This window comes from Methylobacterium radiodurans (genome assembly GCF_003173735.1).
GTDB classification, from domain to species: domain Bacteria; phylum Pseudomonadota; class Alphaproteobacteria; order Rhizobiales; family Beijerinckiaceae; genus Methylobacterium; species Methylobacterium radiodurans.
Genome location: NZ_CP029551.1, coordinates 44,384 through 58,778 on the forward strand (window position 1 = coordinate 44,384; position 14,395 = coordinate 58,778).

Below are 14,395 nucleotides of genomic sequence, written 5' to 3' on the forward strand. Positions count from 1 at the left end.
TGCTGCGGATGGGGAGATGCGTCGCGTGACGAATCTAGCATGCCTTGGCATATGAGGGGATGCGCGCCCCGGAGCAAGCGTGGGCACGAGACGCTTCCATGGAGATTCGAGCGTGAGCGAGGAACGCTGGCCCACCGAGATCCGCCTGTCCGCGGACAGGCGCGTCCTCAAACTGGCCTTCGACGACGGCGGGCGGTTCGACCTGCCGGCCGAGTACCTGCGGGTGTCGAGTCCGTCGGCCGAGGTGCAGGGCCACTCGCCGGCCGAGCGCAAGGTCATCGGCGGCAAGCGGAACGTCGAGATCCTGTCGGTGCAGCCGGTCGGCAACTACGCCGTGAAGCTCGCCTTCGACGACATGCACGACACCGGCATCTACGGCTGGGGCTATCTGCACGAGCTGGGCGCGCAGTATTGCGGTCGGTGGCAGACCTACCTCAAGGAACTGGCCGAGCGCGGCCTCGACCGCGATACGCGCGGGCAGGCCGATCTCAAGGCCAAAGCCTCCGGCGGCGGATGCGGCGGCGGCTCCTGCGGCTGCCACTGAACGCGAGAGGGCCGGCGTCGCCGCCGGCCCCACTGAACGAAACCGGTCCAGCGCTCAGCGCTGGACAATGACCTTCGTGCCGACCTTGGCGCGGGTGTAGAGGTCGGTGACGTCCTCGTTGGTCATGCGGATGCAGCCCGAGGAGACCGCGGTGCCGATGCTTTCCGGCTCGTTCGAGCCGTGGATGCGGTAGATCGTGCCGCCGAGATACATCGCGCGGGCGCCGAGCGGGTTCTCGATGCCGCCCTTCATGTAGCGCGGCAGATCGGGTCGGCGGCGCAGCATGGTGGCCGGGGGGCGCCAATCGGGCCACTCGCGCTTCATCGTGATGGTCTGCATGCCGCCCCAGGTGAAGCCCGGACGGCCGACGCCGACGCCGTAGCGCAGGGCCTGACCGCCGCCGAGCACGTAGTAGAGCCGCCGCTCGGCGGTCGAGACCACGATGGTGCCGGCGCCGTAGGGGCCGTTATAGGCGACCGTCTCGCGCGGGATGGCCGACATCTGCGGCACCGTCGAGGCCAGCGGGTCGGCGGCGTTCAGGGAGGCGTTGGCCACCGGCACGGCCACGGTCTCGACGGCCTGCGGGCGCACGCGCACCGTCAGGGCGTTGTCGAGGGGCTGGCGGGTGAGCGGATCGATCTCGTAGGCGAGCGCGGGCGAGGCCCACGCCGCGGCGGCGCAGGCGAGCCCGACGAGGGCGGTGGCGGAACGACGCATCGAGCTCTCTCGAAGGCAGGCGGGAAATGCGGGAACGCGACAGGTGTCGGCGTGCACGATGGCGCGCGACGTCTCGCCAACGGGTAAACGACGCCCGCGCAAAGCCAAGCTTGAAACCGGCCCCGGTCGCGCTTCCGCCGCGCTCGTGACCCCGTGGCAACACTGTGGCAGCTTAGCCGTAAGAAGGGAATAAACCGGCCGCACGCCGTGCCGCGAGCAACAGGCGCCGCATATCGTATACACTTCTCGCCTGCGTCGGGCTGAAACGCGATCCGAATCACGGTTCAGTGAGCGTGCCCGTCCCCTGAGACCGCGGGCCACCTCTCAAGCGCGCGATCCTCCTGCGGCCATCATCGCGGAGGAGCGCGCGTTTTTTAGTCTCAGGCGTCGAGGCCGAGATCGATGATCGCGGCGCTGTGGGTGATCCAGCCGCAGGAGATCAGGTCCACGCCCGAGGCCGCCACGGCGCCGACCGTCTCCCGGGTGATGCGTCCCGACGCCTCCGACAGCGCGCGCCCGTCGATCATCGCGACCGCGCGGCGCAGCGTCTCCGGGTCCATGTTGTCGAGGAGCACCGCGTCGGCGCCGACCGAGAGCGCCTCCTCGAGCTGCGCCAGCGTGTCGACCTCGACCTCGATCTTGACGAGGTGGCCGGACCGGGCGCGGGCCCGCTCGATCGCCGGCACGATGCCGCCCGCCACCGCGACGTGGTTGTCCTTGATCAGGACCGCGTCGTCGAGGCCGAAGCGGTGGTTCGAGCCGCCTCCGGCCCGCACGGCGTGCTTCTCCAGGGCGCGCAGGCCCGGCGTGGTCTTGCGGGTGCAGACGATCGCGGCCTTGCCGTGGGGGCGCGCCGCCTCCACCAACCCGGCGGTGGCGGTGGCGACCCCCGAGAGGCGGCAGAGCAGGTTGAGGGCGACGCGCTCGGCCGTGAGGATCGCGCGGGCCGGCCCGTCGAGGCGGAGCACCACGTCCCCGGGCGCGACCTGCGCACCGTCCGGACGCTCGACCGTGACCGAGACCGCCGGATCGATCAGCTCGAAGGCGATCCGGGCGCAGTCCACGCCCGCGATCACCCCGTTCTGACGCGCGCCGATCACGCCCGTCAGTCGGGCCTCGGCCGGCACGATCGCGTCCGTGGTGATGTCGCCGGCCCGGCCGAGATCCTCCAGCAGGGCCGCGCGCACGACGGGCTCCACGAGGAGCCGGGGCAGGGGAAGAAGATCGCTCATCGGGCCATGGCCTCCGCGGCCGGTCGGGCCGCCGCTGCGGTCTCGGCGAGCACGGGGCCGAGGGTGGTCTCGCTGTGCCGGGCGGGCACGGAACCGCTGAAGTCGCTGCGCCAGTGGGCGCCGCGGCTCTCGCGCCGGCCGAGGGCCGCTTGGGAGACGAGGAGCGCGACCAGGGCGGCGTCGCAGGCGGGGGCGAGCGGCGCCAGCCGGGCGACGGCCTCGCCGAGGCCGGCCGCGTCCCGCACCACGCCGACCCGGGCCTCCATCAGGGCGCGGATCGGGGCGAGGTCGGCGGGCGCCCGCGGCTCCGTCGCGACGGGTCGGACGGGAGCGCCGGGCGCCGCGTCGAGCCCGTCCGCGATGAAGCCCGCATAGGCCAGCCCTTCGAGGAGCGAGTTGCTGGCAAGCCGGTTCGCGCCGTGCAGCCCCGTGGAGGCGACCTCGCCGCAGGCGTAGAGGCCCGGCACCGAGGTGGCGCCCTGCGCGTCCACCTTCACGCCGCCCATGTGGTAGTGCGCGGCCGGGCGCACGGGGATCGGCTGCACGGCGGGATCGATGCTGGCCTCCGCGCAGAGCGTCGCCACGGTGGGGAAGCGCGCCGCCATGCGGCTGCCCAGAGCCCCGCGCGTGTCGAGATACACGGTGCGGCCGCGGGCCAGCGCCCCGAAGATGCCGCGGGCCACCACGTCCCGGGGAGCGAGGTCGCCGCCCGCGACGCCGGCCATCACCGGCTCGCCCCGCTCGTCCACGAGGCGGGCCCCCTCCCCCCGCAGCGCCTCGGTGGCGAGCGGCATCGGGTCGGCGCCGGCCGCGATGGCGGTCGGGTGGAACTGCACGAACTCCATGTCGCGCATCACCGCGCCAGCCCGCGCCGCCAGCGCGAGGCCGCGGCCGGTGGCGCCGCGCGGGTTGGTGGTCGCGGCGTAGAGCGCGCCGAGCCCGCCGGTGGCCAGCACCACGGCGCGGGCCGGGATGCGGAAGGGCACGCCGTCCCGCTCGCAGACCACGCCCGCCACGGCGCCGGCCGCGTCGCGCAGGAGGTCGCGCACCGTGGCGACCACGATCTCGACGGAGGGCGCCGCCTGGACAGCACGCACCAGACCGTCGAGGACCCGCGCGCCCGTGGCGTCGCCGCCCGCGCGCACGATGCGGCGGCGGCCGTGGGCCGCCTCCAGGCCGAGCGCGAGGGCCCCGTCCTCCGTCCGGTCGAAGGCGATGCCGGCGCCGAGGAGCCAGTCGATCAGGCGCGGCCCCTCGGCCGCCACGCGCGCCGCCACCTCGGGCTCGCTGAGGCCCGCGCCGGCCGCCAGCGTGTCGGCGGCGTGGCGGTGGGCGTCGTCGTCGGCACCGATCGCGGCGGCGATGCCGCCCTGTGCCCAGCCGGTGGCGGTGCCCTGCCCGAGCGGGCTCGCGCTGACGAGGGTGACGGGCCGGGGCGCCAACCGGAGCGCCGTGGCGAGGCCGGCCACACCCGCGCCAACCACGACGACGCGGTCGGCCGGGTTGCGGGAGAGCGCGTTCATCGGGCGCGCACCGCCAGCATCCGCTCCACCGCGGCCCGCGCCCGGTCGGCGAGGGCCGGATCGACCGTGACCTCGTGGGTCAGCGTCTCCAGGGCGCGGCGGATGTTGCCCAAGCTCATCCGCTTCATGTGCGGGCACATGTTGCAGGGCTTGATGAACTCGATGTCGGGGTTCTGCGCCGCGATGTTGTCGGCCATCGAGCACTCGGTGACGAGCACCACCTGCGCGGGCCGCTTCTCGGTGACGAAGTTCATCATCATGGCGGTCGAGCCCGAGAAGTCGGACTCGGCGACGACGTCCGGCGGGCATTCCGGGTGCGCGATCACGGTGACGCCGGGATAGCTCTCACGCACGTCGCGGATGTCGGCCGGGGTGAAGCGCTCGTGCACCTCGCAATGGCCGGCCCAGGTCAGGATCTCGACCTCCGGCACCTCGGCCTGGACGTTCTGGGCCAGGAACTCATCGGGGATCATCAGCACCCGCGGTGCGTTCAACGAGCGCACGACCGCGACCGCGTTGCCCGAGGTGCAGCAGAGGTCGGACTCGGCCTTCACCGCGGCCGACGTGTTCACGTAGGTCACGATCGGCACGCCGGGATAGCGCGCGCGCAGGCCCCGGACGTCCTCGGCGGTGATCGAGTCGGCGAGCGAGCAGCCGGCCCCCATGTCGGGGATCAGCACGGTCTTGGCCGGGTTCAGGAGCTTCGCAGTCTCGGCCATGAAGTGGACGCCGGCCAGCACGATCACGTCGGCGTCGACGTTCACGGCCTCGCGGGCGAGCGCGAGGCTGTCGCCGACGATGTCGGCCACCGTGTGGAAGATCTCCGGCGCCTGGTAGTTGTGCGCCAGGATCACGGCGTTCCGCTCCCGCTTCAGCCGCAGGATCGCCTCGATGTCGGGCGCGAGCGCCGGCCACTCGATCGCCGGCACGTGGCGGCTGACGCGGGCGAAGATCTCCGGCAGGGGCAGGCCCGGGGGCGGTGCCGCCTGGACAGGCGTGTTGCGCAGGCTCGGTCCACTGGTCGCCGCCATGGCGTCCTCCATTATGCTCAGTTTGAGCATTGTGCCGCCTAACTTAGGCGGGTCCCGCACGCCTGTCCAGATATGCTGAGACTGAGCATAATGATTTTGCGACGCACTGTTATGGTGCGATGCAGCCTCCTCATTGTGCCCCCGGACGTGGACGGGAAGGCTTGGCTCGGGCACTGCCACAAGGTCGCGTGTTGCAATGCGCAAGAATCCGCATTGCGGACAATCAATCCGGCAAGACCGGCAGCGCTTTGCCAAGACCTCGCACAAGCAAATTACGAAAAGTTCCCGTGTCGCCGCACTATTTACGGCAGGTCTTGCGACAGGACCGGTAACCTATGTTGCTGCGATGCCTGCGGAACGGCGCGAGAACAAGTTCAATCCATGAGAAAGCGCTCCCGACGCTTCTCGGCCACCGCTCCAGCGCACGAGGTCCGATGTCCGGCAAACCCAGTCAGACAGACTCCGCCGCCGCGCTCTCGCCGGCCTTGACCGAACAGATCCGCCTGCATCTCGGCATGCAGCTTCAGGAGGTCTACGCGGCGATGCGGCCCGAACCGCCCTCCGCCCGCATCGCGGATCTGGTGGCCAAGCTCGATGCGGCGCTCGCCAAGGCGCAGGACGCCGATGAGCGCGCCTTCCGGGCGGGCCTGCTGGAGGCGGTGCCCAGCCTGCACAACTTCGCGGTCTCGCTGACCCGCAACCCGACCGCCGCCGACGACCTCGTGCAGGACACGCTCCTGCGGGCGTGGCGCAGCCGGGGCAGCTTCAAGGCGGGCACCAATCTCGGCGCGTGGCTGTTCACGATCATGCGCAACGCCTTCTACAGCGTGCACCGCAAGCAGGCGCGCGAGGTCTCGGACACGGACGGCGACCACGCCGCCCGTCTCGCCACCGTGCCGGCCCAGGGCGGCCATCTCGATCTGCAGGACGTGCAGGCGGCGCTCGGCCGGCTGCCGGCGGTGATGCGCGAGGCGCTGATCCTGGTGGCGGTCGAGAACGCCTCCTACGAGGAGGCGGCCGAGATCCTGAAGTGCCGCATCGGCACGGTGAAGAGCCGCGTCTGGCGCGCCCGCGACCAGCTGGCGCACATGCTGGGCTACACGGGTGCCGAGGTCGGCGCCGACCACCTCACCCTGTCGGCCCTCGGGCACGAGGGCCTCTCCGCCGAGATCTGAGGCAGGTCCGAGCGGCACCCCGCCCGCGCCGAAACGGCGCAGCCTGGACCGGATCCAAGCTGCATACCCCGCGTTCCCTGCCAGCCAGGATTGCAGAGCGCGGGGTTCTTCACGTCCCGCGGGACCGGCCCCGAGGCCGGCGCGGGATCGAGAGCCATGAGCGACAGGAACGAGCACGGCCCGTCCGGGCTGACGCGGCGCACGGCGATGCAGGGCTGCGCCGCCCTGGCCGGCGTGACGGGCTTCGGCTGGCCGGGGCGATCTGTCGCCGCCCCCGCCCCCGGCGATCCAGACCCGCAGATGCTGCCGGTGCGGCTCGCGGTCAACGGCACGGCGCGCGATCTCAATCTCGACAGCCGCACGACGCTTCTCGACGCCCTGCGCGAGCACCTCGCGCTCACCGGTACGAAGAAGGGCTGCGACCACGGCCAGTGCGGCGCCTGCACGGTTCTGGTGAACGGCACGCGCATCAACGCCTGCCTGACGCTCGCCGCGATGCACGAGGGCGACGCGGTCACCACGATCGAGGGGCTGGCCGACGGCGACACGCTCCACCCGCTCCAGGCGACGTTCCTGGAGCATGACGGCTTCCAGTGCGGCTACTGCACGCCGGGGCAGATCTGCTCGGCCGCCGGCATGCTCGCCGAGGTCGAGGCCGGCTGGCCGAGCCATGTCAGCGCCGACATCACGCGGGCGGCCGAACTCACCGACGCGGAGATCCGCGAGCGGATGAGCGGCAATCTCTGCCGCTGCAGCGCCTACCCGAACATCGTGGCGGCGATCCGCGACGCCGCCGGCCGCAAAGCCTGAGGGGCGCGCCATGAAAGCCTTTTCGTATGAGCGCCCGAAGTCCGTGGAGGAGGCCGCGCGGATCGCGGCCGAGCGGCCGGGCGCGAAGTTCATCGCGGGCGGCACCAACCTGCTCGACCTGATGAAGCTTCAGATCGAGACACCGCGCACGCTCATCGACGTGAACCGGCTGCCGCTCGACACGGTGGCCGACACCGCGGAAGGGGGCCTGCGCGTCGGCGCGCTGGTGCGCAATTCCGAGCTCGCGGCGCATCCGCGGGTGCGCAAGGAGTACGGGGTTCTGGCGCAGGCGCTGCTGGCCGGCGCCTCGGGCCAGTTGCGCAACAAGGCGACCACCGCCGGCAACCTGCTGCAGCGCACGCGGTGCTACTATTTCTACGACACGACGAAACCCTGCAACAAGCGCGAGCCCGGCTCCGGCTGCTCGGCGATCGGCGGGTACAACCGGATCATGGCGGTGCTGGGCGCCTCCGAATCCTGCATCGCCACCAACCCCTCCGACATGAACGTGGCGATGCGCGCGCTCGACGCCACCGTCGAGACCGTGGACGCGCAGGGCGCATCGCGAACCATCCCGATCGCGGAGTTCCACCGCCTGCCCGGCAACACGCCCGAGATCGAGACCGCGCTCAAGCCCGGCGAGATCATCACGGCGGTGAGCCTGCCGAAGCCCGTGCCGGGCACCCACGTCTACCGCAAGGTGCGCGGCCGGGCCTCCTACGCCTTCGCCACCGTGTCGGTCGCGGCCGTGATCGCGCACGAGGGCGGCAAGCCCCGGGCCGCGCGGCTCGCCTTCGGGGGGCTGGCGCACAAGCCCTGGCGGGTCGAGGCGGCCGAATCCGCCCTCGTCGAGACCGGCTCTGCGGATGCCGCCGCCGACCGGGTGCTGGAGGGCGCGCGCGGCTACGGCGCCAACGACTTCAAGATCCCGCTGGCCCGCCGGACGCTGCGCGCCGTGCTCGCCGAGATCGCCTGAGGCCCCCCATGGACATGAACCAGCCGGTCGGCGCGACCCCGCTCGACGAGCGCCCCGACGGCCTCGTCGGCAAGCCCATCGACCGCTACGAGGGCCGCCTCAAGGTCACGGGCCGGGCGCCCTACGCCTACGAGGTGCGCGAGCCCAGGAACCCCGCCTACGGCTACATCGTGGGCGCCGGCATCGCGAGCGGGCGGATCCGCGCCATCCAGGTGGGCGCGGCCCGGCGCGCGCCCGGCGTCCTCTACGTCATGACGCACGAGACCGTGCCGCCGCAGGGCGAGCAGCGCGAGCAGGTCTTCCCCCAGCTCCGGGGCACGGAGATTCGCCACTTCGACCAGCCGGTCGCCTTCGTGGTGGCCGAGACCTTCGAGCAGGCCCGCGCGGCCGCGGCCCTCGTGACGGTCCAGTACGACGCCGCGCCCCCGAAAGCGTCGCTGCGCGCGGCTTTGCCCGAGACCTACAAGCCGAAGAAGGCCCAGACCGAGCCCGACAGCGCGCTCGGCGATTTCGAGGGCGCGTTCCATGCCGCCCCGGTGAAGCTCGACGTGGAGTACACCACCCCGCCCCAGATCCACGCCCAGATGGAGCCGCACGCCACCATCGCCGAGTGGCGCGGCGACCGGCTCCTGCTCCACACCTCCAACCAGATGCTGAACCGCGGGCAGAAATCGCTCGCCGCGGTGCTGGCCGTGCCCGAGGACACGGTGCGGCTGGTGAGCCGCTACATCGGCGGCGGCTTCGGCTCGAAGCTGCAGCCGCAGCCCGAGGCGATCCTAGCCGCGCTCGCCGCCCGCGTGGTCAACCGCCCCGTGAAGGTGGCGATGACTCGCCAGCAGGAGTTCCACGTCGCCACCCACCGCACGCCCACGATCCAGCGCGTGCGCCTCGGCGCCGACGAGACCGGCCGCCTCACGGCGATCAGTCACGAATCGTGGTCGGACGCGACGCCCGGCGACCAGTTCTTCGAGACCTCCGCCAACGTCACCCGCTCGCTCTACGCCGCGCCGAACCGCCTCACCCGCCACCGCATCGCGAACCTCAACGTGCCCGTCACCTCGTCCATGCGCGCCCCCGGCGAGGCGGTGGGCCAGCTCGCCTTCGAGTGCGCCATGGACGAGCTGGCCGAGCGGCTGAACCTCGATCCGATCGAGCTGCGCGTGCGGAATGAACCGGAGCAGGACCCGGAGAAGCAGGTACCCTTCACGGTTCGCCAGCTCGTGCCCTGCATGCGCGAGGGCGCGCGCCTGTTCGGCTGGGACCGGCGGCAGGCGGCGGGCACGCGGCGCGAGGGGCGCTGGATGGTCGGGCTCGGCATGTCGGCCGCCGCCCGCCTCAACCCGCTGATGCCCTCTCAGGCCCTGGTGCGGCTGAACCCGGACGGCACGCTCACCGTGCGCATGGCGATGACCGATATCGGCACCGGCACCTACACGATCCTGGCCCAGATCGCGGGCGAGATGCTGGGGTTGTCGGTCGAAAAAATCCGGGTCGAGATCGGCGACACGGCCTATCCGGCGGCCGCGGGCTCGGGCGGCTCCTTCGGGGCGGGCTCGGCCGGCTCGGCGCTGTACGTGGCCTGCGACAACCTCCGGCAGGCCCTGCTGGCCAAGGCCGGCATGAACCCGGAGGGCGCCACCTTCCGCGAGGGCCGCGCCGCCTCGGGCAACCGCTCGGAGGCGCTGGCCGACCTCGCCGGGCCCGAGGGCCTGGAGGCGCGGGGCGAGATCAAGCCCGGCCGCCTGAAGGAGGCCTTCTCGCACTACTCGTTCGGCGCGCATTTCGCGGAGGTCGGCGTCGACCGCGACACCGGCGAGGTCCGGCTGCGGCGGATGCTCGGCGTGTTCACGGGCGGGCGCATCCTCAACCCCAAGACGGCCCGCTCCCAGGCCATCGGCGGCATGACCTTCGGGGTCGGCGCCGCCCTGATGGAGGACGCCGTGATGGACCCGCGCTCCGGCACCTTCGTGAACCGGGATCTGGCCGAGTACCACGTGCCGGTCCACGCCGACATCCCGGCCATCGACGCGGTCTTCCTGCCCGAACTCGACGACAAGGCGAACCCGCTCAAGAGCAAGGGCCTGGGCGAACTCGGCATCTGCGGCGCGGGCGCGGCGCTCGCCAACGCGATCTACAACGCCACGGGCGTGCGGATCCGGGATTACCCGATGACGCTCGACAAGGTGCTGAAGGGGTTGGAGGAGCAGGAGGGGCGTGGGGTGCGGCGGAGTTAGTCGTGCGGCACAGCTTGAGGGCGCAAATTTTTTTGGGCAATTTCTGTCATAGGCGTAGTCTCTTAAGGGGCCCTTCACACTGAGGAATCGTGACGATTGGGACGGGTTAAAGTGCAGGCGCGGCGATCTCCGTAGGCAAATGTCTGCTCTGCGAAGATTTTGTTGAAAAACTCCAGGATCGTGCGCAAAGCGTCGCCCAGCACAGGTCGCCGGGTAATATTCGTCTCTCATCATGGATGCGATGCCATGATGGCCGCGATGCGATGCCATGATGGCCGCGTAGCTTGGGCAAACCGGAGGTAGGATCCTCTCCTGAAAACGTAGCTGGCGGTACTGCTTCAGACCGATCCCGAGTTTCTCAACAAAATCCGCCATGACCCGACCTTCGGCCGGCAGGCGCTGAACCGCCGCATTCGACCCGTCGCGCCCCCCCCGGAAGGTCTGCTTACCGGCATTCTGGTAGCACCATCGAGGCCAAGTCGGTTGGGGAGCGGGCATCCGCACATTCGGCGTGGTGTTGCCGCTATCAATCCGCATCTACAACTGGCGCCGAGCGGAACATAGGCGTTTCCGTAGATAGTTCAGCGCGAGGCGCAGATCAGCAGCGTGGCGATGGCGCTTGTTGCCACGCCTACACGCAAATTCCGGCGAGACAAGTAAAGCTGTAGGTCATTGCCGGTTGAAGATGTCTGATAAATCTGGCGGGAGATCCGCCGAAAAGCGTATTCGCAGGGACATCATTAGTCACGACTGAGCCGCCAGCAACGACCGCATTCTCCCCGATTGTGACCCCCGGGAGGATTAGCGCCCTTGCTCCAATCCAGACGCCGTCTCGGATGACGATCGGCTTCTGATAACGTATCCGAAGCGGACCGGACCACTCGTTCAATTTATGAGTGTTGGTCTCTAAGCTCACGTCTGAGGCAATTTGGCAGTTGTTTCCTATCGTAACCGTACTTTTGAATGATGAGACGCGCAAATCTCTCCCGATATAGGTCCCCGTGCCGATATTGATAGACGCTAGCACATTATCAGTAAGAGTGTAATCGATTTTAATCGGACCTACTATTAATGCGTTATCCCCAATTTTGATGCCCGATAAGCGGTAAAATTTGATTTTGAGATTGCTGAGAAAAGCAAACCCCGGAATAGCATTGCCAATGTAAAATGATAAGTGAGCGAAAATGAGATGAATTAATTTCAAGATATTCTATCCCCTCTGATGTTGGTCATGCGTCGGCCAGGCAAAATTCGATCGCTCCTGACGGAAGAATGAACTACCCAGCACAGGACTGCCCTGCCGCCGTCCGGGATCCTCAACGTCGTCTGCTTCTCGCGCATGCAAAAAATGATAGGCGGTACGCCGGCCGGCACAATCATTCTTTCGAATTAATTCAGCTGAGCCGCGCGCCGCATATTTTATTAGATTGGATAGAGCTCAGATCCTCATCAGACTGCCGCGCAGATCATGAAAAATCAAACTTTGTTTCAGTTTATTTGGCGATGCTCATTTCTTGTAGGATTTGCCGTGCGCTCGACATGAAACGTGCGCTTCGAAGTTAAGGGCCAAACCCTGCTTTCCACCCCTTGCGGTCCTTCGGTGGCAGCGCCACGAATGTCCAAAACGGGTCCGCAGCAGACTATCGAAGGAAGCCGATCCCACAACGGAGCGGCGCATCCTCCCCGTTGACGCTCCCGCCGCGATACCTGACACCACGGACAAAACACGCGTCCGGGAGAGCGCCCCTTGTCCGACCGTCACCCCCCTGCCCGCTTCAACGCCGCCCGCTACTGCCTGGGCGCGAACGCGGCGGCGCGGCCGGACAAGACGGCGCTCGTCCTGGTGGGCGAAGGGGGCGAGACCACCCGCCTCACCTTCGGCGCGGCCGACCGGGCCGTGCGCGGCATCGCGGCGGGGCTGCTCGGGCTCGGGCTGGTGCCCGGCGACCGGGTGATGATCCGCATGGGCAACGAGGCCGACTACGTGCTGGTCTACTTCGGCGCGCTCGCCGCCGGGCTCGTGGCCCTGCCCTCCTCGCCCCAGCTCACCCCCACGGAGGCCGCCTTCCTGATGGAGAATTCCGGGGCCCGCGCGGTGGCGCTGGCGGGCGGCTGCCGGATCGAGCCCGCCGACCTCGGTGACCGCCTGCTGCTCGGGCCGGAGGACATCGCCCGGCTGAAGAGCCACGCGCCGCTGCCCGACTACGCCGACACCGCCGCCGACGACCCGGCCACCCTCGTCTACACCTCCGGCACCACCAGCCGGCCGAAGGGCGTGCTGCACGCCCACCGCACCATCTGGGGCCGCCGGCCGATGCTGGCGCACTGGCTCGGGCTCTCCGAGACCGACGTGATGCTGCATGCCGGCACCATGAACTGGACCTACACGCTGGGCGTCGGCATCACCGACCCCTGGGCGGCGGGCGCCACCGCGGTGCTCTACAACGGGCCGCGCGACCCGGGCGTCTGGCCGCGCCTGATCGCCGAGCACGGCGCCACGGTCTTCGCCGCGGTGCCGAGCCTCTACCGGCAGATCCTGAAATACGCGGATCTCTCCGCCCACGACCTCTCCGGCCTGCGCCACGGCTGCACCGCGGGCGAGGCGCTGCCCGTCGACCTGCTGGAGGCCTGGGAGACGGCGACGGCCAAGCCGCTCTACGAGGCGCTCGGGATGAGCGAGGTCTCGACCTACATCTCCAGCGGGCCCACCACCCCCGTGCGGCCGGGCTCGCCCGGCCGGCCCCAGCCGGGCCGCCGCGTGGCGATCCTCCCCCGCGACGGGGCCCCCGCGCCGCTGCCCCAGGGGGAGACGGGGCTGCTCGCCATCCACCGCTCCGAGCCCGGGCTGATGCTCGGCTACTGGAACCGGCCCGACGAGGAGGCCCAGGTCTTCCGGGGCGACTGGTTCTGCGGCGGCGACCTCGCCCGGCTCGACGAGGCCGGCTACCTCTGGTTCGAGGGCCGAGCCGACGACCTGATGAACGCGATGGGCTACCGCGTCTCGCCGAACGAGGTCGAGGGGGTGCTGGCCGAGCACCCGGACGTGGCCGAGGTCGGGGTGGCGGAACTCGCCGTGCGGGCCGACGTCTCGGTGGTCTGCGGCTTCGTGGTGCTGCAGCCGGGCGCGGAGCCCGACGCCGCGGCGCTGCTCGACTGGTGCCGGGCGCGGCTCGCCGCCTACAAGTGCCCGCGCGAGATCCGCTTCCTCGACGCGCTGCCCCGCACCCCGAACGGCAAGGTGCAGCGGAAGCGCCTGCCCGAGGCCGCCGCAGGCTTGTCCGCCGGGTGAGCCGCCGCTAGGGCGGAGGCCATGGCCGACCTTGCCCCGCTGCCGCTCTCCGTCTTCATCATCGCCCAGAACGAGGCCGACCGGATCGGGGCGGTGATCCGGGCGGTGCGCGCCCTCTCCGACGACATCGTGGTGGTCGATTCGGGCTCGACGGACGGGACGCAAGCGCTGGCCGAGAGCCTCAGCGCCCGGGTGATCCACAACCCCTGGCCGGGCTACGGCCCGCAGAAGCGCTTCGCCGAGGAGCAGTGCCGCCACCCCTGGCTCCTCAACCTCGACGCCGACGAGGTGGTGCCCGACGACCTCTCCGCCGAGATCCGGGCGCTCTTCGCGATGGGCGAGCCCGCCCGCCCGGCCTGGCGCCTCGCCATCGCGGAGATTTTTCCAGGCGAGACCCGGCCCCACCGCTGGGCCTACACGCTCACCCCCGTGCGCCTCTACCGGCTCGACGCCGGCCGCTACTCCCCCTCCCCCGTCCACGACCGGGTGGAGCTGAGGGCCGGGATCGAGCCCGGCCTGTTGCGGGGGCGCGTCCACCACTTCTCGGTGCGCTCGCTCGGCGACCAGCTCGCCAAGCTCAACCGCTACTCCGACCAGCAGGCCGACGATCTGGAGGCCCGCGGCGTGACGATCCCCGCCTGGCGGGTCTTCGTGGAGCTGCCCGGCAACTTTCTGAAGGCCTATCTCGGCCGGCGCCACTTCGCGCGCGGCACCTACGGCTTCCTCACGGCGATGAACTACGCGATCTCGCGGCATCTGCGCGTCGCCAAGCACTACGAGCGCCGCCGCCGCGCCTCCGCCCCGGGCAGCCCGCGCTGAGGCCCGGGTTCCCCGTCCCAAGCGGCGGGTAGCCCGCCGGCACCC

Annotated in this window: 12 protein-coding genes; 7 read left to right on the top strand and 5 right to left on the bottom strand. The window is 70.3% G+C overall.

Going from position 1 to position 14,395, the window contains the following annotated elements:
- Nucleotides 1–112: 112 nt before the first annotated feature.
- Nucleotides 113–544: a gamma-butyrobetaine hydroxylase family protein gene (locus DK427_RS00230; protein WP_109949504.1), complete on the top strand. Its 432-nt coding sequence runs from the start codon at nt 113–115 to the stop codon at nt 542–544.
- A gap of 54 nt (nt 545–598) precedes the next feature.
- Here the strand turns inward: DK427_RS00230 and DK427_RS00235 are convergent, their stop codons facing one another.
- The 4 genes from DK427_RS00235 to nadA form a co-directional block, all read right to left on the bottom strand.
- On the bottom strand, nt 599–1,261 hold the full coding sequence (locus DK427_RS00235; protein WP_109949505.1) for a L,D-transpeptidase: 663 nt from the start codon (nt 1,259–1,261) through the stop codon (nt 599–601).
- 380 nt (nt 1,262–1,641) lie between these two features.
- A complete protein-coding gene (gene nadC, locus DK427_RS00240) occupies nt 1,642–2,493 on the bottom strand; it encodes a carboxylating nicotinate-nucleotide diphosphorylase (protein ID WP_109949506.1) in 852 nt (283 codons plus the stop codon).
- The gene (locus DK427_RS00245; RefSeq protein ID WP_109949507.1) at nt 2,490–4,016 is read right to left on the bottom strand and encodes an L-aspartate oxidase; all 1,527 of its coding nucleotides are present in this window, start codon (nt 4,014–4,016) and stop codon (nt 2,490–2,492) included. The genes nadC and DK427_RS00245 overlap by 4 nt, the downstream gene beginning before the upstream one ends.
- On the bottom strand, nt 4,013–5,047 hold the full coding sequence (gene nadA / locus DK427_RS00250; RefSeq protein ID WP_425452516.1) for a quinolinate synthase NadA: 1,035 nt from the start codon (nt 5,045–5,047) through the stop codon (nt 4,013–4,015). The genes DK427_RS00245 and nadA overlap by 4 nt, the downstream gene beginning before the upstream one ends.
- 434 nt (nt 5,048–5,481) lie before the next feature.
- On the opposite strand from nadA, the gene DK427_RS00255 reads away from it, so the two are divergent.
- The 4 genes from DK427_RS00255 to DK427_RS00270 all read left to right on the top strand — a co-directional run bounded on the left by DK427_RS00255 (nt 5,482) and on the right by DK427_RS00270 (nt 10,242).
- A complete protein-coding gene (locus DK427_RS00255) occupies nt 5,482–6,222 on the top strand; it encodes a sigma-70 family RNA polymerase sigma factor (RefSeq protein WP_109949508.1) in 741 nt (246 codons plus the stop codon).
- 156 nt (nt 6,223–6,378) lie between these two features.
- Nucleotides 6,379–7,032: a 2Fe-2S iron-sulfur cluster-binding protein gene (locus tag DK427_RS00260; RefSeq protein WP_109949509.1), complete on the top strand. Its 654-nt coding sequence runs from the start codon at nt 6,379–6,381 to the stop codon at nt 7,030–7,032.
- A 10-nt stretch (nt 7,033–7,042) separates the two neighbouring features.
- Nucleotides 7,043–8,008, top strand: coding sequence for an FAD binding domain-containing protein (locus DK427_RS00265; RefSeq protein ID WP_109949510.1), 966 nt, complete (start codon nt 7,043–7,045; stop codon nt 8,006–8,008).
- A gap of 8 nt (nt 8,009–8,016) precedes the next feature.
- A complete protein-coding gene (locus DK427_RS00270) occupies nt 8,017–10,242 on the top strand; it encodes a xanthine dehydrogenase family protein molybdopterin-binding subunit (RefSeq protein WP_109949511.1) in 2,226 nt (741 codons plus the stop codon).
- 631 nt (nt 10,243–10,873) lie between these two features.
- Here the strand turns inward: DK427_RS00270 and DK427_RS26855 are convergent.
- The gene (locus tag DK427_RS26855) at nt 10,874–11,269 is read right to left on the bottom strand and encodes an acyltransferase (protein ID WP_342772553.1); all 396 of its coding nucleotides are present in this window, start codon (nt 11,267–11,269) and stop codon (nt 10,874–10,876) included.
- A 720-nt stretch (nt 11,270–11,989) separates the two neighbouring features.
- Between DK427_RS26855 and DK427_RS00280 the strand changes: the two genes are divergently transcribed.
- Together DK427_RS00280 and DK427_RS00285 are read left to right on the top strand one after the other, a co-directional pair.
- Entirely contained in the window at nt 11,990–13,531 is a 1,542-nt protein-coding gene (locus DK427_RS00280) for an acetate--CoA ligase (RefSeq protein WP_109949513.1), read from the top strand.
- A gap of 21 nt (nt 13,532–13,552) precedes the next feature.
- Nucleotides 13,553–14,350: a glycosyltransferase family 2 protein gene (locus DK427_RS00285; protein ID WP_109949514.1), complete on the top strand. Its 798-nt coding sequence runs from the start codon at nt 13,553–13,555 to the stop codon at nt 14,348–14,350.
- Nucleotides 14,351–14,395 lie beyond the last annotated feature (45 nt).

What these genes read in the sequence shown, in the direction of transcription:
- DK427_RS00235 (WP_109949505.1), bottom strand. Translation starts at nt 1,261, where the DNA reads ATGCGTCGTTCCGCCACCGCCCTCGTCGGGCTCGCCTGCGCCGCCGCG.
- nadC (WP_109949506.1), bottom strand. Translation starts at nt 2,493, where the DNA reads ATGAGCGATCTTCTTCCCCTGCCCCGGCTCCTCGTGGAGCCCGTCGTG.
- DK427_RS00245 (WP_109949507.1), bottom strand. Translation starts at nt 4,016, where the DNA reads ATGAACGCGCTCTCCCGCAACCCGGCCGACCGCGTCGTCGTGGTTGGC.
- nadA (WP_425452516.1), bottom strand. Translation starts at nt 5,047, where the DNA reads ATGGCGGCGACCAGTGGACCGAGCCTGCGCAACACGCCTGTCCAGGCG.
- DK427_RS00255 (WP_109949508.1), top strand. Translation starts at nt 5,482, where the DNA reads ATGTCCGGCAAACCCAGTCAGACAGACTCCGCCGCCGCGCTCTCGCCG.
- DK427_RS00260 (WP_109949509.1), top strand. Translation starts at nt 6,379, where the DNA reads ATGAGCGACAGGAACGAGCACGGCCCGTCCGGGCTGACGCGGCGCACG.
- DK427_RS00265 (WP_109949510.1), top strand. Translation starts at nt 7,043, where the DNA reads ATGAAAGCCTTTTCGTATGAGCGCCCGAAGTCCGTGGAGGAGGCCGCG.
- DK427_RS00270 (WP_109949511.1), top strand. Translation starts at nt 8,017, where the DNA reads ATGGACATGAACCAGCCGGTCGGCGCGACCCCGCTCGACGAGCGCCCC.
- DK427_RS00285 (WP_109949514.1), top strand. Translation starts at nt 13,553, where the DNA reads ATGGCCGACCTTGCCCCGCTGCCGCTCTCCGTCTTCATCATCGCCCAG.